8 protein-coding genes are annotated in these 15,017 nt (G+C 74.4%); 4 read left to right on the forward strand and 4 right to left on the reverse strand.

Going from position 1 to position 15,017, the window contains the following annotated elements:
* Window positions 1–4,339, reverse strand: a 4,339-nt coding sequence (locus tag BU198_RS29535) for a type I polyketide synthase (RefSeq protein WP_188299914.1), incomplete at its 3' end; no start/stop codon positions are given.
* Between the two features lie 380 nt (window positions 4,340–4,719).
* Window positions 4,720–5,958 carry a cytochrome P450 gene (locus tag BU198_RS29540; protein ID WP_188299915.1) on the reverse strand — a complete coding sequence of 413 codons (1,239 nt, stop codon included), beginning with the start codon at window positions 5,956–5,958 and terminating at the stop codon, window positions 4,720–4,722.
* Window positions 5,959–6,220: 262 nt separating this feature from the next.
* On the opposite strand from BU198_RS29540, the gene BU198_RS29545 reads away from it, so the two are divergent.
* The 4 genes from BU198_RS29545 (at window position 6,221) to BU198_RS29560 (ending at window position 9,860) form a co-directional block, all read left to right on the forward strand.
* Complete coding sequence (locus BU198_RS29545; RefSeq protein WP_317620373.1) at window positions 6,221–7,138, forward strand: ABC transporter ATP-binding protein; 918 nt, start codon at window positions 6,221–6,223, stop codon at window positions 7,136–7,138.
* Window positions 7,139–7,193: 55 nt separating this feature from the next.
* Window positions 7,194–7,922 (forward strand): ABC transporter permease, encoded by a 729-nt coding sequence (locus BU198_RS29550; RefSeq protein WP_188299916.1) that lies wholly within the window; start codon window positions 7,194–7,196, stop codon window positions 7,920–7,922.
* Between the two features lie 64 nt (window positions 7,923–7,986).
* Window positions 7,987–9,225, forward strand: coding sequence for a sensor histidine kinase (locus tag BU198_RS29555; RefSeq protein ID WP_188299917.1), 1,239 nt, complete (start codon window positions 7,987–7,989; stop codon window positions 9,223–9,225).
* Window positions 9,222–9,860, forward strand: a complete 639-nt coding sequence (locus BU198_RS29560) for a response regulator (RefSeq protein ID WP_188299918.1) — start codon at window positions 9,222–9,224, stop codon at window positions 9,858–9,860. The genes BU198_RS29555 and BU198_RS29560 overlap by 4 nt, the downstream gene beginning before the upstream one ends.
* 92 nt (window positions 9,861–9,952) lie before the next feature.
* Here the strand turns inward: BU198_RS29560 and BU198_RS29565 are convergent, their stop codons facing one another.
* Both BU198_RS29565 and BU198_RS29570 read right to left on the reverse strand, forming a co-directional pair.
* On the reverse strand, window positions 9,953–14,335 hold the full coding sequence (locus tag BU198_RS29565) for an SDR family NAD(P)-dependent oxidoreductase (protein WP_188299919.1): 4,383 nt from the start codon (window positions 14,333–14,335) through the stop codon (window positions 9,953–9,955).
* Window positions 14,336–14,453: 118 nt separating this feature from the next.
* Window positions 14,454–15,017: DUF4232 domain-containing protein (locus BU198_RS29570; RefSeq protein WP_188299920.1), on the reverse strand; the 564-nt coding region annotated here is incomplete at its 5' end.

A 15,017-nucleotide genomic window follows, 5' to 3' on the forward strand; every position in this document is an offset into this window, starting at 1 on the left:
ACGGCAGCGGCCCGGTGGGGCCGGTCCCGGCGTCCGGGGCCGGCACCGGGGCGGCCTGCGGCGCGCTCTCGACGATCATGTGGGCGTTGGTGCCGCTGATGCCGAAGGAGGACACCGCCGCCCGGCGCGGACGGTCGCGCTCCGGCCAGTCCCTGGCCTCGGTGAGCAGCCGGACGGCGCCGGCGCTCCAGTCCACCCGGCCGGAGGGGGTGTCGGCGTGCAGGGTGCGCGGCAGGGTGCCGTGCCGCATCGCCTGCACCATCTTGATGATCCCGGCGACGCCCGCGGCGGCCTGGGTGTGCCCGAGGTTGGTCTTCACCGAGCCGAGCCAGAGCGGGTCCTCGGCGGGGCGGCCCTGCCCGTAGGTGGCCAGCAGGGCGCCCGCCTCGATCGGGTCGCCGAGGGCGGTGCCGGTGCCGTGCGCCTCGACGGCGTCCACGTCGGCGGCGGTCAGCCCGGCGCCGGCCAGCGCCTGCCGGATCACCCGCTCCTGGGAGGGGCCGTTGGGCGCGGACAGGCCGTTGGAGGCGCCGTCCTGGTTGATCGCGCTGCCCCGGATCACGGCGAGCACCGGGTGGCCCAGCCGCTCGGCGTCGGAGAGCCGCTCCAGGGCGAGCAGGCCGACGCCCTCGCCCCAGCCGGTGCCGTCGGCGCCGTCGGCGAAGGCCTTGCAGCGGCCGTCGGCCGACAGGCCCTGCTGCTTGCTGAACTCGATGAACATGCCGGGCGTGGCCAGCACGGTGGCGCCGCCGGCCAGGGCCAGGGCGCACTCGCCGAGGCGCAGCGACTGGGCGGCCAGGTGCAGGGCGACCAGCGAGGAGGAGCAGGCCGTGTCGACGGTGACGGCCGGGCCCTCCAGGCCGAGCACGTAGGCGATCCGGCCGGAGGCGACGCTCGCGGTGTTGCCGGTCAGCAGGTGGCCTTCCAGGTCGGCCGGGGCCTCGTGCAGCCGGGGGCCGTAGTCCTGGGCGGTGGCGCCGACGAACACGCCGGTACGGCTGCCGCGCAGTTCGGCGGGGTGGACGCCGAGGCGCTCGACGGCCTCCCAGGCCGTCTCCAGCAGCAGCCGCTGCTGCGGGTCCATGGCGAGGGCCTCGCGCGGGGAGATGCCGAAGAACGCCGCGTCGAAACGGGTCGCGTCGGTCAGGAACGCCCCGGCGGGGGTGAGCGTGCCGGTCGGGTTGCGGCCCTCGTCGGCGTAGACGCCCGCGATGTCCCAGCCGCGGTCCTCGGGGAAGCCGGTGACCAGGTCGCGGCCCTCGAAGACGGCCTGCCACAGGGCCTCGGGGGTGTCGATGCCGCCCGCGTAGCGGCAGCTCATGGCGACGATCGCGATCGGCTCGTCGCTCGCGGCGCCGGGGGCGGGGGTGCCGGGCGTGACGGTGGCGGGCTCGCCGTAGAGCAGGCCGGAGAGGTGGCCGGCCAGGCGCAGCGGGGTCGGGTGGTCGTAGACCAGGGAGTCCGGCAGCCGCAGCCGGGTGGCGGCGGCGAGGCGGTCGCGCAGTTCGACGGCGGTGAGCGAGTCGAGGCCGAGGTCGCGGAAGGTGAGCCGGGCGTCGACGTCGCCGGGGCTCTGGTAGTCGAGGACGGCGGCGACCTGGGCGCGGATCTGGTGCAGCAGCGCCCGCTCGTCCCGCTGCTCGCCCTGCCGCCCGGCGAGAGGCTCGGCGACGGGCTCGGCCGGTGTGCCGGCCGGGGCCTGCGCGGCGGGAACGGGCCCGGCGGCCGGACGGGCGGGGGCGTCCAGCCAGAAGCGGCGGCGCTGGAAGGCGTAGGTGGGCAGGTCGACCGGCCGGGGGTCGTGGCCGGCGAAGACGGCGTCCCAGTCGGGCGCCACCCCGGCGGTGTGCAACACGGCCACGGCGCCGAGCAGGGTCTGCGCGTCGTCGCGGTCCTTGCGCAGGGCCGGGGCGAGCGCGCCCTCGGCGCCGGCCTGCCTGGCCATCGCGCACAGCACGCCGTCCGGGCCGAGTTCGAGGAAGCGGGTGACGCCCTGGCCGTTGAGCGTCTCGACGCCGTCGGCGAAGCGGACGGCCTCGCGGACCTGGCGGACCCAGTAGTCGGGGGTGGTGAGCAGCCCGGGTTCGGCGATCGCGCCGGTCAGATTGGAGACGACCGGGATGCGCGGCTCGGCGAAGGTCAACTCCTCCAGGACGGCGGCGAATTCGGCGAGCATCGGCTCCATCAGCGCCGAGTGGAACGCATGGGAGACGGTCAGCCGGCTGGTCTTGCGCCCCTCGGCCTTCCAGCGGGCGCCGAACTCGTCCACCACCTCGGCGGGGCCCGAAACCACCACCGAGGTAGGCCCGTTGACGGCCGCGACGTCCAGCCGCTCGCCGATCGCCTCGCGCACCTCGGCCTCGGTCGCCTGCACGGCGAGCATCGCGCCGCCCTCGGGCAGCGCCTGCATCAGCCGCCCACGCGCCGCCACCAGCGCACACGCGTCGGCCAGCGAGAACACCCCGGCGACCTGCGCCGCCGCGATCTCCCCGATCGAGTGCCCGAGCAGGAACTCCGGTGCCACACCCCAGGATTCGAGCAGCCGGTACGAGGCGACCTCGACCGCGAACAGCCCGGCCTGGGTCCACACCGTACGGTCCAGGTCCTCCGCGCCCTCGAAGACGACCTCGCGCACCGGCCGGTCGAGGTGGAGCCCCAGCTCCGTGCAGACCGCGTCGAAGGCCTCGGCGTAGACCGGGAACGCCTCGTACAGCCCGCGCCCCATCCCGGCCCGCTGCGAGCCCTGACCGGTGAACAGGAAGGCCGTCCGGCCCTCGTCGGTCTCGCCGGAGACCACTCCGCGCACGGGCTCGCCGGCGGCCAGCGAGCCGAGGCCGCGCAGCAGTTCGTCCCGGGACCGGCCGACCACGACGGCCCGGCGGGCGAAGGCGGCGCGGGTGGTGGCCAGGGAGTGGCCGATGTCGGCCGGGTCGGCGGCCGGGGCGGCCTCCAGGTGGGCGCGCAGCCTGGCGGCCTGCTCGCGCACCGCGTCCTCGGTGCGGCCGGACAGCGGCCAGAGCACCGGTGCGTCGTCGGCGGCGGTCCGCTCGCGCGGGGCCTCGGCCTGGCCCGGCCACTCGGCGAGCACGACATGGCAGTTGGTGCCACCCATGCCGAAGGAGCTGACGCCCGCGATCCGCGGGCCCTCGGGCCAGGGTTCGAGGGCGGTCTGCACCCGCAGGCCGAGTTCGTCCAGCGGGATTCGCGGGTTGGGGCGCTCGAAGTTGAGGCTGGGCGGGAGCTGCCGGTGGGCCACCGACAGGACGGCCTTGAGCAGGCCGGCGGCGCCGGCGGCGCCTTCCAGGTGGCCGATGTTGGTCTTGGCGGAGCCCACCCGCAGCGCGGTGCCCGGGGTGCGTCCCGCGCCGAGCACGGCGCCGAGGGCCGCCGCCTCGATCGGGTCGCCCACGGCGGTGCCGGTGCCGTGCAGTTCGACGTAGCGGACCGCGTCGGGGGCGATGCCGGCCCGGCGGTAGGCGGCGCTCAGCACGTCGGCCTGGGCGTCGCGGCTCGGGGTGGTGAGGCTGTCGCCGCCGCCGTCGTTGTTGACGGCGCTGCCGCGGATGACGGCGTAGATCCGGTCGCCGTCGGCGACGGCCCTGGCGACGGTCTTGAGCGCGACGACGACGCCGCCCTCGCCGCGGACGTAGCCGTTGGCGCGCTCGTCGAAGGTGTGGCAGCGGCCGTCCGGGGAGAGCGCGCCGAAGCGGGCCGCGCCGACGGTGCTCTCCGGGGCCGCGATCAGGTGCACGCCGCCCGCCAGGGCGAGGGTGGCCTCGCCGCGCCGCAGGCTGTCGGCGGCCACGTGCACCGCGACCAGCGAGGAGGACTGTCCGGCGTCGACGGTCATGCTGGGGCCGCGCAGCCCGACGGCGTAGGAGACCCGGTTGGCGATCAGGCCGCGTTGCAGGCCGGCCAGCGAGTGGGGGCCGATGGCCGCGGCGCCGCCGCGCTGGGCGAGGGTGGCGTAGTCGGAGGCCATCACGCCGACGAAGACGCCGGTGCGGCTGCCGCGCAGGGCGTCCGGGACGATCCGGGCGTCCTCCAGCGCCTCCCAGCTCAGCTCCAGCATCAGCCGCTGCTGGGGGTCCATGGCGGTGGCCTCGCGCGGCGAGATGCCGAAGAAGCCGGGGTCGAACCCGTCGATCCGGTCGAGGAATCCGCCCTGGCGCGGCACGCCCTCGGCCGGCAGGTCGCCGCGGTCGAGGGGGAACTCGCCGATCGCGTCCACGCCGTCGCACAGCAGTTCCCAGAAGGCCCGCGGTGTCGTGGCGCCCGGCAGTCGGCAGGCGAGTCCTACGACGGCGATGGCAGCGTCATCGGCAGGGAACTCAGGCATGGCCACCTCAACACTTGATGCGCCGGAAATTGCCGTACGAAATGCACGGGTGGACGTTCGTCCACCGCGTCGACCTGGCGGATTCGGTGCTTCACACAGGGCCACCGCGGCTGTCCGGGAGGAGTTCCCGTCCGACCCGGTGGCGCATCCTCCGCGAGCTTAGGGAGCGAACCCACCGGCACCAACCCCTAAGCGGGGCGGGCGCCGTCCCCGGATCCCGGCCCCACAGTTAGGGGTTCGGTCCGGGGCGTTTCCCGCAGGACCGGGGCCCTGTCCTGCGGGTTCCCGCCGGAATGCCGCCCGGCGACCTGCCTGGCCCTTGCCGGTCCCCGGGCCCCGGTGCGCGCGGCCCTGGACGGGGCCGCGCGCCGACGCCGGGATCAGCCGGCCGACAGGGGGAACTCCTGGAGCCCCCGGATGATGAAGGAGCCGCGCCTGCGCACGGGTCCGGCCTGCCGCAGGTCGGGCAGCCGGGTGATCAGGGTCTGGTACGCCACCTCGGCCTCGAACTTGGCCAGCGGCGCGCCGAGGCAGTAGTGGATGCCCGCCGAGAACGCCAGGGTGTCGTTGCGGCTGGACCGGGTGATGTCGAAGCGCTCCGGGTCGGGGAAGACCTTCGGGTCCCGGTTGGCCCCGGCGGCCACGATCGCCAGTTCGTCGTCGACCGCCAGCGTGACGCCGGCCAGCTCGACCGGCTCGTGCGCGATCCGCCGGTAGGTCTGCACCGGCGGGTCGTAGCGCAGCGTCTCGTTCACCGCGCCCTGGGCCAGCTCCGGGTCCTCGGCCACCATCCGCCACTGCTCGGGGTGGCGCAGCAGCGCCAGGATGCCGTTGCCGATCAGGTTGACGGTGGTCTCGGTGCCGGCCAGCGGCAGGAACATGCACAGCGGCAGCAGCTCCGCCATGGTCAGGCTGCCCTCGTCGACCAGCGGCAGCATCCGGCTGATCATGTCCTCGCGCGGATCGGCCCTGCGCTGCTCGACGATCCGGCCGAACAGCTCGGCCATCCCGTCGAGCGCCGCGTGCACGCTCACCGACTTCTCGTAGGTGACCACGCCGTCCAGCAGGGGGGTGATCTCGCGGCTGAGCAGGTGGAACTGCTCCCGGTCCTCCTCGGGGATGCCGACCAGGTCGCCGATCACCGCCGTCGGCAGGTGGTGGGCGAAGGAGGTCATCAGGTCGAACCGGCCGCCCTTGGCCAGGATGTCGTCGATCAGCCGGTGGCAGATCGCCTCCGCCCGGCCCCGCCAGCGCTCGACGATGCGCGGGTTGAAGGTCGGCACGGTCATCCGGCGCAGCCGGGTGTGGTCCGGCGGGTCGAGGCCGAGCATGGAGTTGTCGAAGTTCATGAACTCCGGCACCTTGTCGCCGTTCGCCATGCGTACGCCGAAGCGCTTGTCCCGCAGCACCTGGTTGGCGAGCTCGTGGTCGGCGGTGACCCAGGTGTTGAGCGGGCTGTGGTACAGCACGCCGCGCGCCCGGATCGCCTCGTACGCCGGGTAGGGGTTGTCCGGCGCGCTCAGCACCTTGGCGTATGGATCGCCGTCGGCGGCGAGCTTGCGCACCAGGTCGTGGAAGAAGCGCATCTGCGCCCGGAGTTGCCGCTCACTCGACTCCATCGGTCCCGTGCCCCTTCAGCCTCCGCGAATTGGGGCCGAGCGTAGGCACGGGCGCCCTGCGCCGGACACCCCTAACCGCCGCCCGGGGAGGGGAAATAGGGGCCCCCGGAGCGCGTCGCGACGACTGGGGGGCGGGCGGAGCACTCCGGGTGTCAACCATTCGATCGCGGGAAGTTCCACCGTACGGATATCGCCGGGTCGATCCGCGCGAAACGGTGCGAGCCGGACACTGGTGGGACCTTAGAGGACGGAGGGCAGGACCGTGTCAGCGATCGTCGTGTCGAGCCTGCGGATGCAATACGGCCAGAAGGTCGTCGTGGACGGAATCTCGTTCGAAGTGCAGGAGGGGGAGATCTTCGGGATCCTCGGCCCCAACGGGGCCGGGAAGAGCACGACGGTCGAGAGCATCGCCGGGCTGCGCAAGCCGACCGGCGGCACCATCTCGGTGTACGGCCTGGACCCGCAGCGCGACGCCTCCAAGCTGCACCAGATCCTGGGCATGCAGCTCCAGAAGAGCGAGATGCCGGACAAGCTCCGGGTCGCCGAGGCGATGCAGCTGTACGCCTCCTTCTACGACGACAGCGCCGACTGGCGGGAGCTGCTCGCCGAGCTGAACCTGCTGGACAAGCTGGACAGCCCGTTCGCCAGCCTCTCCGGCGGTCAGAAGCAGCGGCTGTCGATCGCCCTGGCCCTGGTCGGCAACCCGAAGGTGGCCGTGCTGGACGAGCTGACCACCGGCCTGGACCCGGCGGCCCGCCGGGACACCTGGGAGCTGATCGAGCAGGTCAGGTCGCGCGGCATCACCGTCCTCCTGGTCACCCACTTCATGGAGGAGGCCGAGCGGCTCTGCGACCGGCTGGCCCTGATCGACGGCGGCAAGATCGTCGCCCTGGACACCCCGGCCGGGCTGGTGGCCGGCGTCGGCGCCGAGCAGAAGGTGCGCTTCCGCCCGACCTCCCACCTCGACGACTGGATCCTCACCTCGCTGCCCGAGGTGACGTCGGTCGAGCGGCACGGCGCCCAGGTCGTCGTCACCGGCACCGGCAACCTGGTGTACGCGGTCACCTCCGCGCTGGCCCGCAACCAGATCGTCGCCGCCGACCTGCGGGCCGAACTGGCCAGCCTGGAGGACGCGTTCCTCGCCCTGACCGGCCGCAGGTTCGACCACCCCTCGCGCTGACTCCCCGCCCCCGGACCAAGACCAGACCCCCTGTAAGGAGACCCCCGTGCGGGCGATGAACCGACTCACGGCCGTGGAGTTCAAGCTCTTCCTGCGAGACCCGGCCGCCTACTTCTGGACGCTGCTCTTCCCGGTCGCCCTGGTGGTGATCATCGGCAGCATCCCTTCCTCCCGGGAGATCAACCCGGACCTCGGCCAGCGCAGCATCGACTACTTCACCCCCGTCCTGGTGGTGCTGGCCTTCGCGCTGACCGGTCTCTTCATCACCCCGACCTACCTGGTCGGCTACCGGGAGAAGGGCATCCTGCGCCGGCTCTCGACCACTCCGGTGGGCCCGGCCCGGGTGCTGATCGCCCAACTCGTGGTCCAGGCCACCGTCTCCACCGCCACCACCATCCTGGTGCTGGCCACCTCCCGGCTGCTGTGGGACGTCAAACTCCCGGAGAAGCCCGCCGCCTTCGCACTCGCGTTCTTCCTCTCGGTCGCGGCGGTCCTGTGCATCGGGCTCTTCCTGGCGTCCGTGATGAAGACCACCAAGGCCGCGACGGGAGCGGGCAGCATGCTCTTCTTCCCCCTGATGTTCTTCGCGGGCCTCTACGTGCCGCGCCAGCAGATGCCCGAAGCCGTCAACAAGATCGGCGACTACACCCCGCTGGGCGCTTCCGTGCAGGCCTTCGGGGACGTGGCCAAGGGTCACATGCCCGGAGCCACACCGCTGTTGGTGCTCGCCGCCTACTGCCTGGTCTTCGGCGTGCTGGCGGCGCGGCTCTTCCGCTGGGAGTAGGAATAGTCTGGATCATCCGCGGCCGGGGCGTCCGGCCGCGGCACCGCGGGGGCCGAGGAGCAGCATGAAGAGCGACGAGCCGATCGGCTACCGCCGGTTCCTCACCCCCCTGCCCGTCGCGCTGCTGAGCCTGGCCACGGTGCTGGCCGCCCTGGCGCCCGAGGAGGGCGCGGTCCACTCCCACCTCACCCTCCTCCCGCTGGTCGCGGTCACCGCCGCCTGGACGCTGGCGATGTACACCCTGCGGTCCGGGAAGTGGCGGAGCCGCACCGGCCCGATGCTGACCTACGTGGCGGGCCAGCAGGTGCTGGCCGCCCTGCTGATGACGCAGCACCCGATCTTCTTCGTGTTCGCCGTGATCGGGTTCGTCCAGGCCTACGACCTGCTCCCGCCGCAGTGGGCCCTGGTCAGCGTCGGCGCCACCTCACTGATCATCAACCTGGTCCCCAGCGGGGTGCCGGACAACTCCAAGCGGATCGCCATCGCGGCCGCCTCGGTCTCCCTCCAGACCTGCCTGATCGGCGTGTTCGGCAACCTGGCGCACCGCTTCAACCAGCGCAGCGAGGAACGCCGCCGGCTGGTCGCCGAGCTGAAGGCGGCGATCGCGGAGAACAACGGCCTGCACGCCCAACTGCTGATCCAGGCCCGGGAGGCGGGCATCCAGGACGAGCGGCAGCGGATGGCCCACGAGATCCACGACACCATCGCGCAGGGGCTGGCCGGCATCATCACCCAGCTCCAGGCCGCCGACCGGACCAGGCCGCAGCCCGAGCAGCGCGAGTGGCACCTCGAACAGGCCCGGATGCTCGCCAGGGAGAGCCTCACCGCGGCCCGGCGCTCGGTGGCCGCGCTGCGCCCGGCGGAGCTGGAGGAGGCCGCGCACCTGCCGAGCGCCATCCAGGACCTCGCGCGGCGCTGGTCGGCCCGCGAGGACGTCCCGGCCTCGGTGGAGGCCACCGGCGACCCGGTCCCGCTGCTGACGGAGATCGAGATCGCGCTGTTCCGGGTCGCCCAGGAGACCCTCGCCAACATCGCGAAGCACGCCCGTGCCAGTAAGGTCAGGTTGACTATTTCCTACCTGGAGGACACGGTCATGCTGGACGTTCACGACAACGGTGTCGGCTTCACCGTGACCGACCTGGACGGGCCGCCGCCCGCCGACGGCGACAGCGGGTACGGGCTGGACGGCCTGCGCCGACGGCTCGACCGGGTGCTCGGGACCCTGACCGTGGAGAGCACGCCGGGCACCGGAACCGCCGTCAACGCGAGCGTGCCCGCGATCCGCCGGGGCACCGGGTCATGAGCGAACAGCCTGTCCCCGTCCGGCTGCTGATCGTGGACGACCACCCGATCGTCCGGGACGGCCTGCGCGGCGCGTTCACCAACAGCCCCGAGTTCGAGGTGGTCGGCGAGGCCGGAAACGGCGCCGAGGCACTGGACCTGGTCGCCGAGCTGAAGCCCGACCTGGTGCTGATGGACCTGCGCATGCCGGTGATGGACGGCGTCACCGCGATCCACCGGCTCGGCGAGACCGCGCCCGAGGTGCGGGTGCTGGTGCTGACCACCTTCGACACCGACAACGACGTGCTGCCCGCGATCGAGGCGGGCGCCACCAGCTACCTGCTCAAGGACGCGCCCACCGAGGAGCTGCTCCGGGCGGCCCGGGTGGCGGCGCGGGGCGAGGCGATGCTCTCCCCCACCATCACCAAGCGTCTGATGGACCGGGTGCGGCGGCCCAGCAACGGCATGCTGAGCGCGCGCGAGCTGGAGGTGATGCGGCTGGTCGCCCACGGCTCCTCCAACAAGGAGGTCGCCAGCCGGCTGTTCATCACCGAGGCCAGCGTCAAGACCCACCTGCTGCGGATCTACGACAAGCTCGGGGTGCGCGACCGGGCGGGCGCGGTCGGCGAGGCGTTCCGGCGCGGCCTGGTGACCTGAGCCCCCGGTCCGGCCTCTGAGCCCGGACCCCGGCCGCAACGCCCGGTGCCCAGGCCCGCCGTGACGGCGGGTCCGGGCACCGGGCGTTCGGGTCAGCTCCCCAGCTCGTCGTCGATCAGCGCGAAGATGTCCTCCGCCGTCGCGGACTCCAGGTCGCTGTCGTCCTGCGCCTCCAACGGCCCGTCGTTGTCGCGCAGCCGGTCCAGCAGCAGTTCGAGCCGGGCGCGGACCCCGGCCCGCTCCGCCCCGGCCAGCGCGGCCAGGTCGGCCTCCATCCCGGCCAGCCTGGCCAGCAGGTCCTCGGCCGGGTCGGCCTCGGGCAGCAGGCTCTCCCGCAGGTGGCGGGCGAGCGCGGCCGGGGTCGGGTGGTCGAAGACCAGGGTCGGGGGCAGCCGCAGGCCCGTGGCGGTGTTCAGCCGGTTGCGCAGCTCGACCGAGGTCAGCGAGTCGAAGCCGAGGTCCTTGAACGGCCGGTCGGCCGCGACGGCGTCTGTCGAACCGTGCCCGAGGACCACCGCGGCGTTCCCGGTGACGAGGTCCAGCAGGGTCGCGTCGCGCTGCGCGTCGGCCATCACGGCCAGCCGCTCGGCCAGCGCGGGGCCGTCCGCGCCCCGGTTGTCGGCGGCCCGGCGGACCGTCCCCTGCACCAGCGCGCGCAGCAGGGCGGGCACCGGGTGGGCGGCGGCGCGCAGGACGCCCAGGTCGATCTCGACCGGCACCAGGTGGGACCGGCCCACGCCGCGCGCCCGGTCGAACAGCGCGAGCGCCCTGGCGGTGGACAGCGGCGCGCTGAGACCGCCGGCCCTGGCCTGGTCGGCCTTCCCGAGGTGGCCGGTGAGTTCGCTGGCCTGCTCCCACAGGCCCCAGGCCAGCGACTGGCCGGCCAGGCCCTCGGCCGTCCGCCGGGCGGCCAGGGCGTCCAGGAAGGCGTTCGCCGCGGCGTAGTTGGCCTGCCCTCCGGAGCCGAAGGTGCCCGACACCGAGGAGTACAGGACGAACATCGCCAAGTCGTGACGGACCGTCAGCTCGTGCAGGTTGAGCGCGGCGTCCACCTTCGGACGCAGCACCGTGGCCAGCCGCTCCGGCGTCATCGCGCCGAACACCCCGTCGTCCAGGACACCGGCCGCGTGCACCACTCCGGTCAGCGGACGGGCGAGGCCGCCGAGCGCCGTGGCCAGTGCCGTCCGGTCGGCCGCGTCGCAGGCGACCACCTCGGCCTCGGCGCCCGACTCGGCCAGTGCGGCGACCAGTTCGCGGGCGTCCGGGCTGTCCGCACCGCGCCGGCTCAGCAGCGTCAGGTGCCGCACCCCGTGCTCGGCGACCAGGTGACGGGCCAGCAGCCCGCCCAGCGTCCCGGTGCCGCCGGTGATCAGCACGGTGCCCTCGGGGTCGAGCGGCGCGGGCACGGTGAGCACGTTCTTGCCGACGTGCCGGGCCTGGCTGACGTGCCGGAAGGCGCCGACGGCGTCCCGGACGTCCCAGGCGGTGATCGGCAGCATCCGCAGCGCACCGGCCTCGAACAGCTCGATGACCTCGTGCAGGATGCCGCCCATCCTGGCCGGCCCCGCCTCGCCCAGGTCGAAGGCCCGGTACCGGACGCCGTCGGGCTGCCGGATGTCGGTCTTGCCCATCTCCAGGAAGCGCCCGCCCTCGGCGAGCAGCCGCAGCGAGGCATCGGTGAACTCGCCGGCCAGCGAGTTCAGTACGAGGTCCACCCCGCGCCCGCCGGTCGCGGCGCGGAACCGCTCCTCGAAGGCGAGGTCGCGCGAGGAGGCGATGTGCTCCTCGTCCAGCCCCAGCTCCCGCAGGGTGCGCCACTTGCCCGCGCTCGCGGTACCGAAGACCTCCAGGCCGAAGTGGCGGGCCAGTTGGACGGCCGCCATGCCGACACCGCCGGCCGCCGCGTGCACCAGCACCGACTCACCCGGCCTGGCTTCGCCCAGGTCACGCAGCCCGTAGTAGGCGGTCGCGAACACCAGGGGCACGGACGAGGCCTGGGCGAACGACCAGCCCTCCGGCATCCTGGCCAGCAGCCGCCGGTCGGTGACGGCCCGGTCGGCCGCGCCGCCCGCGAAGAAGCCGAACACCCGCTCGCCGACGGCCAGGTCGGTCACCCCGGCGCCGACCTCCAGCACGAGGCCGGCGGCCTCGGAGCCCATCGCGGCCGTCCGGTCCGGGTACATGCCCAGGCCGATCAGCACGTCGCGGAAGTTGAGGCCCGCCGAGCGCACCGCGACCCGCACCTCGTCCGCCTTCAGCGGCGCGTCGGCGTCCGGCGCGGGCACCAGCGCCACGTCCTCCAGTCCGGCGCCGCGGCCCGCGATGCCGAGCCGCCAGGCGCCCGCCGTCTCCGGCGGGGTCAGCCGGGCGACGGTGGTCTCCAGGACCAGCCGCGGCACCCGTACGTCGCCACCGCGGACGGCGAGTTGGGGCTCCTCGCCGCCGACCAGCGCGGGCCAGCCGGCCCAGGGGTCGGCCTGGCCGCCCTCGGTCTCGACGTCCACCAGCACGATCCGGTCCGGGTTCTCGGTCTGCGCCGAGCGGACCAGGCCCCACACGGCGGCTCCGGCCGGGTCGCCGCCGGTTCCGGCCGCCGTCGCCCCGCGGGTCAGCACCACCAGCCGGGAGTCGGCGAACCGCTCCTCGGCCAGCCAGGCCCGCACCTCGCCGAGTACCCGGGCGGTCGCCCGGTGGACGGCGGTGGCGGCGGACTCCCCGCCGGTGTCCGCGGCCAGGACGGTCACGGGCGGTACGTCCGCTCCCCCGTCCAGGTCGGCGAGCAGTGCCGCCAGGTCGGCGTGGCGGTGGCCCGCCCCGCCCTCGGGGGCCGACCCGACCACCGCCCAGGCGGTCAGGTCGGGCTCCGCAGCACCGGCCGCCGGGGGAAGCGGCCGCCAGTCCACCGCGAACAGCGCGTCCGGTCCTGCGGGGGCGGTGGCGCCCAGCGCCTCCGGGGACACCTCGCGCATCACCAGCGAGCCGACCGTGGCCACCGGGCGCCCGGTGCCGTCGGCCAGGCGCAGCGCGACGCCGTCGGCGGTCCTGGTGATCCGGGCCCGCAGCACCGAGGCGCCCACCGCGTCCACCCGGACGCCGGTCCAGGCGAACGGCAGGGCGGTGCCCCCGGTCCCGGCCCCGCCCGCGAAGCCGACCGCGTGCAGCGCCGCGTCCAGCAGCGCCGGGTGCAGGCCGAAGCCGGCCGCGTCCTCGGCGGCCTCGTCGGGCAGCGCGACCTCGGCGTACACCGCGTCCTCGGCCCGCCAGGCGGCGCGCAGGCCCTGGAACACCGGGCCGTAGCCGTAGCCGCTGCCGGCCAGCGTGTCGTAGAAGCCGTCCAGCGGCACCGGCTCGGCGGCCGGCGGCGGCCAGGCCGTCAGGTCGAAGGGCTCGGCCTCGGCGGCCCCGGTCAGCAGGCCGGTGGCGTGGCAGGTCCAGGGGGCCCGGTCGCCGGTCCTGGCGTGGATCTCCACCCGGCAGTCGTCGCCTTCGCCGGGGGCGGCCACCCTGACCTGGACCTGCGCCTCGCCCCGCTCGGGGAGCGTCAGCGGCGACTGCACCACCAGCTCGTCGAGCACCGTCCGGCCGACCTGTTCGCCGGCCCGCAGCGCCAGCTCGACCAGCGCGGTGCCGGGCACGACCGTCCGGCCGAGCACGGTGTGGTCCGCCAGCCACGGGTGGCTCGCCGTGGACAGCCGTCCGGTCAGCACCGCGCCGCCGTCCCCGGCGCGGGCCGACGCCCCGGCGTGCAGCAGGCGGTCGTAGGCCTCGGCGAGTTCGGGGCCCGGGTCGATGCCGAGTTCCTCGGCCAGGGCCCGGCGGGTGCGGTGGAACCAGTCCAGGGCTTCCGAGCGGCGCCCGGCGCGGCCGAGCGCGTGGATGAGTCCGGCGATCAGGGGTTCGCGCAGCGGGTTGGCGGTGGCCTCGGCGTGCAGGAGGGTGGCGGCGGCGCCGTGGTCGCCGAGCCGGCCGTGGGCGCGGGCCAGTTCCTCGGTGGCGGCCAGGCGCAGTTCCTCCAGGGCCTGGGCGGCGTAGCGCAGGGGCAGTCCGGCGGTGCCGGCGAGGGCGGGGCCGCGCCACAGGGCGAGTGCCTCGCGCAGGACGGCGGCGGCCTGGTGAGCGTCGTCCAGGGTGCGGGCGCGGGCCACCAGCTGGTCGAACCTGACGGTGTCCACGGCCAGGTCGGGCGCCCGGAGCAGGTAGGCGCCGTTGTCGGTGACGAGTTCGACGCCGGCGGCGGGGGCGCCGTGGGTGGTGAGCAGGGCGCGCAGTCCGGAGACGTGGTTGTGGATGACGGTGCGCGAGTGGCGGGGCGGTTCCGTGTCCCAGAGGGTCTCGGTGAGCCGCTCGACGGTGACCGGTGCTCCGGGGTGGAGCAGCAGCATGGCCAGCAGGCTGCGGCGTTTGGCCGATCCGGCCGGAAGCTCCCGGCCGTCCGCGGCCAGCACGGCCACCGTGCCCAGCAGTCGGAACTCCACGCACCCCCCTTAGATGTATATGACAAGCATATGACGGCAGGCGATCCCCCGGTCGCGGAGCGTCCGCCGCGGACGGCGGGGCCGGGGCGCCGCCGCCCATGGGAACACAACGGAGGAACTACCAGGTGACGGCGTCGTCCATGTCCTGCTGCCAGTAGGTGACCTTGAGCGAGTCGTCGATGTAGAGACCCTTCGAGGGCAGCCCGGGGTTGCTTCCCGCGCCGACGCTCTCGTTGCCGGACGGGCCCTGGAAGTAGACGGCCAGCGTGGTCTCGGTGTGGCCGTGGGCGCCGCTGCCGTCGGCGGCGGACAGGTTCACCGAGGCGTAGCCGGACTCGCCGGGCTTGAGGGTGACGACGGCCTGCGGCTTGGAGTCCTCGATCACCGGCGGCACCGACTGGGCCTCGCCGAACCGGACGGCCGGGTAGCCGTAGAGGTAACAGGTGCCGGAGCCGGTGTTGGTGACGGTGAGCAGCAGGTGGTTGATCGGGCGGGTCAGCGGGGAGGCGATGGTCTTGGTGACGGCACCCTCGCAGGTGACGTCCTTGCCGTCCGCGGGAACCGGGGGCTTCGGGGCGGCGGCGGGGGCCTTCGCGGAGGGCTTGGCGGGGGCGGGGGCACCGGTGGTCGCGGCGGGGGCACCGGTCCGGGCCGGGGCGCCGGTCGTGGCGGGGGCGCCGGT

This window comes from Streptomyces sp. CBMA156 (assembly GCF_014596515.1).
Lineage (GTDB): Bacteria > Actinomycetota > Actinomycetes > Streptomycetales > Streptomycetaceae > Kitasatospora.

Excerpts from the sequence above, each read along its gene's own strand:
- BU198_RS29550 (WP_188299916.1), top strand. The coding sequence starts at position 7,194 with ATGAACCGACTCACGGCCGTGGAGTTCAAGCTCTTCCTGCGAGACCCG.
- BU198_RS29540 (WP_188299915.1), bottom strand. The coding sequence starts at position 5,958 with ATGGAGTCGAGTGAGCGGCAACTCCGGGCGCAGATGCGCTTCTTCCAC.
- BU198_RS29560 (WP_188299918.1), top strand. The coding sequence starts at position 9,222 with ATGAGCGAACAGCCTGTCCCCGTCCGGCTGCTGATCGTGGACGACCAC.
- BU198_RS29555 (WP_188299917.1), top strand. The coding sequence starts at position 7,987 with ATGAAGAGCGACGAGCCGATCGGCTACCGCCGGTTCCTCACCCCCCTG.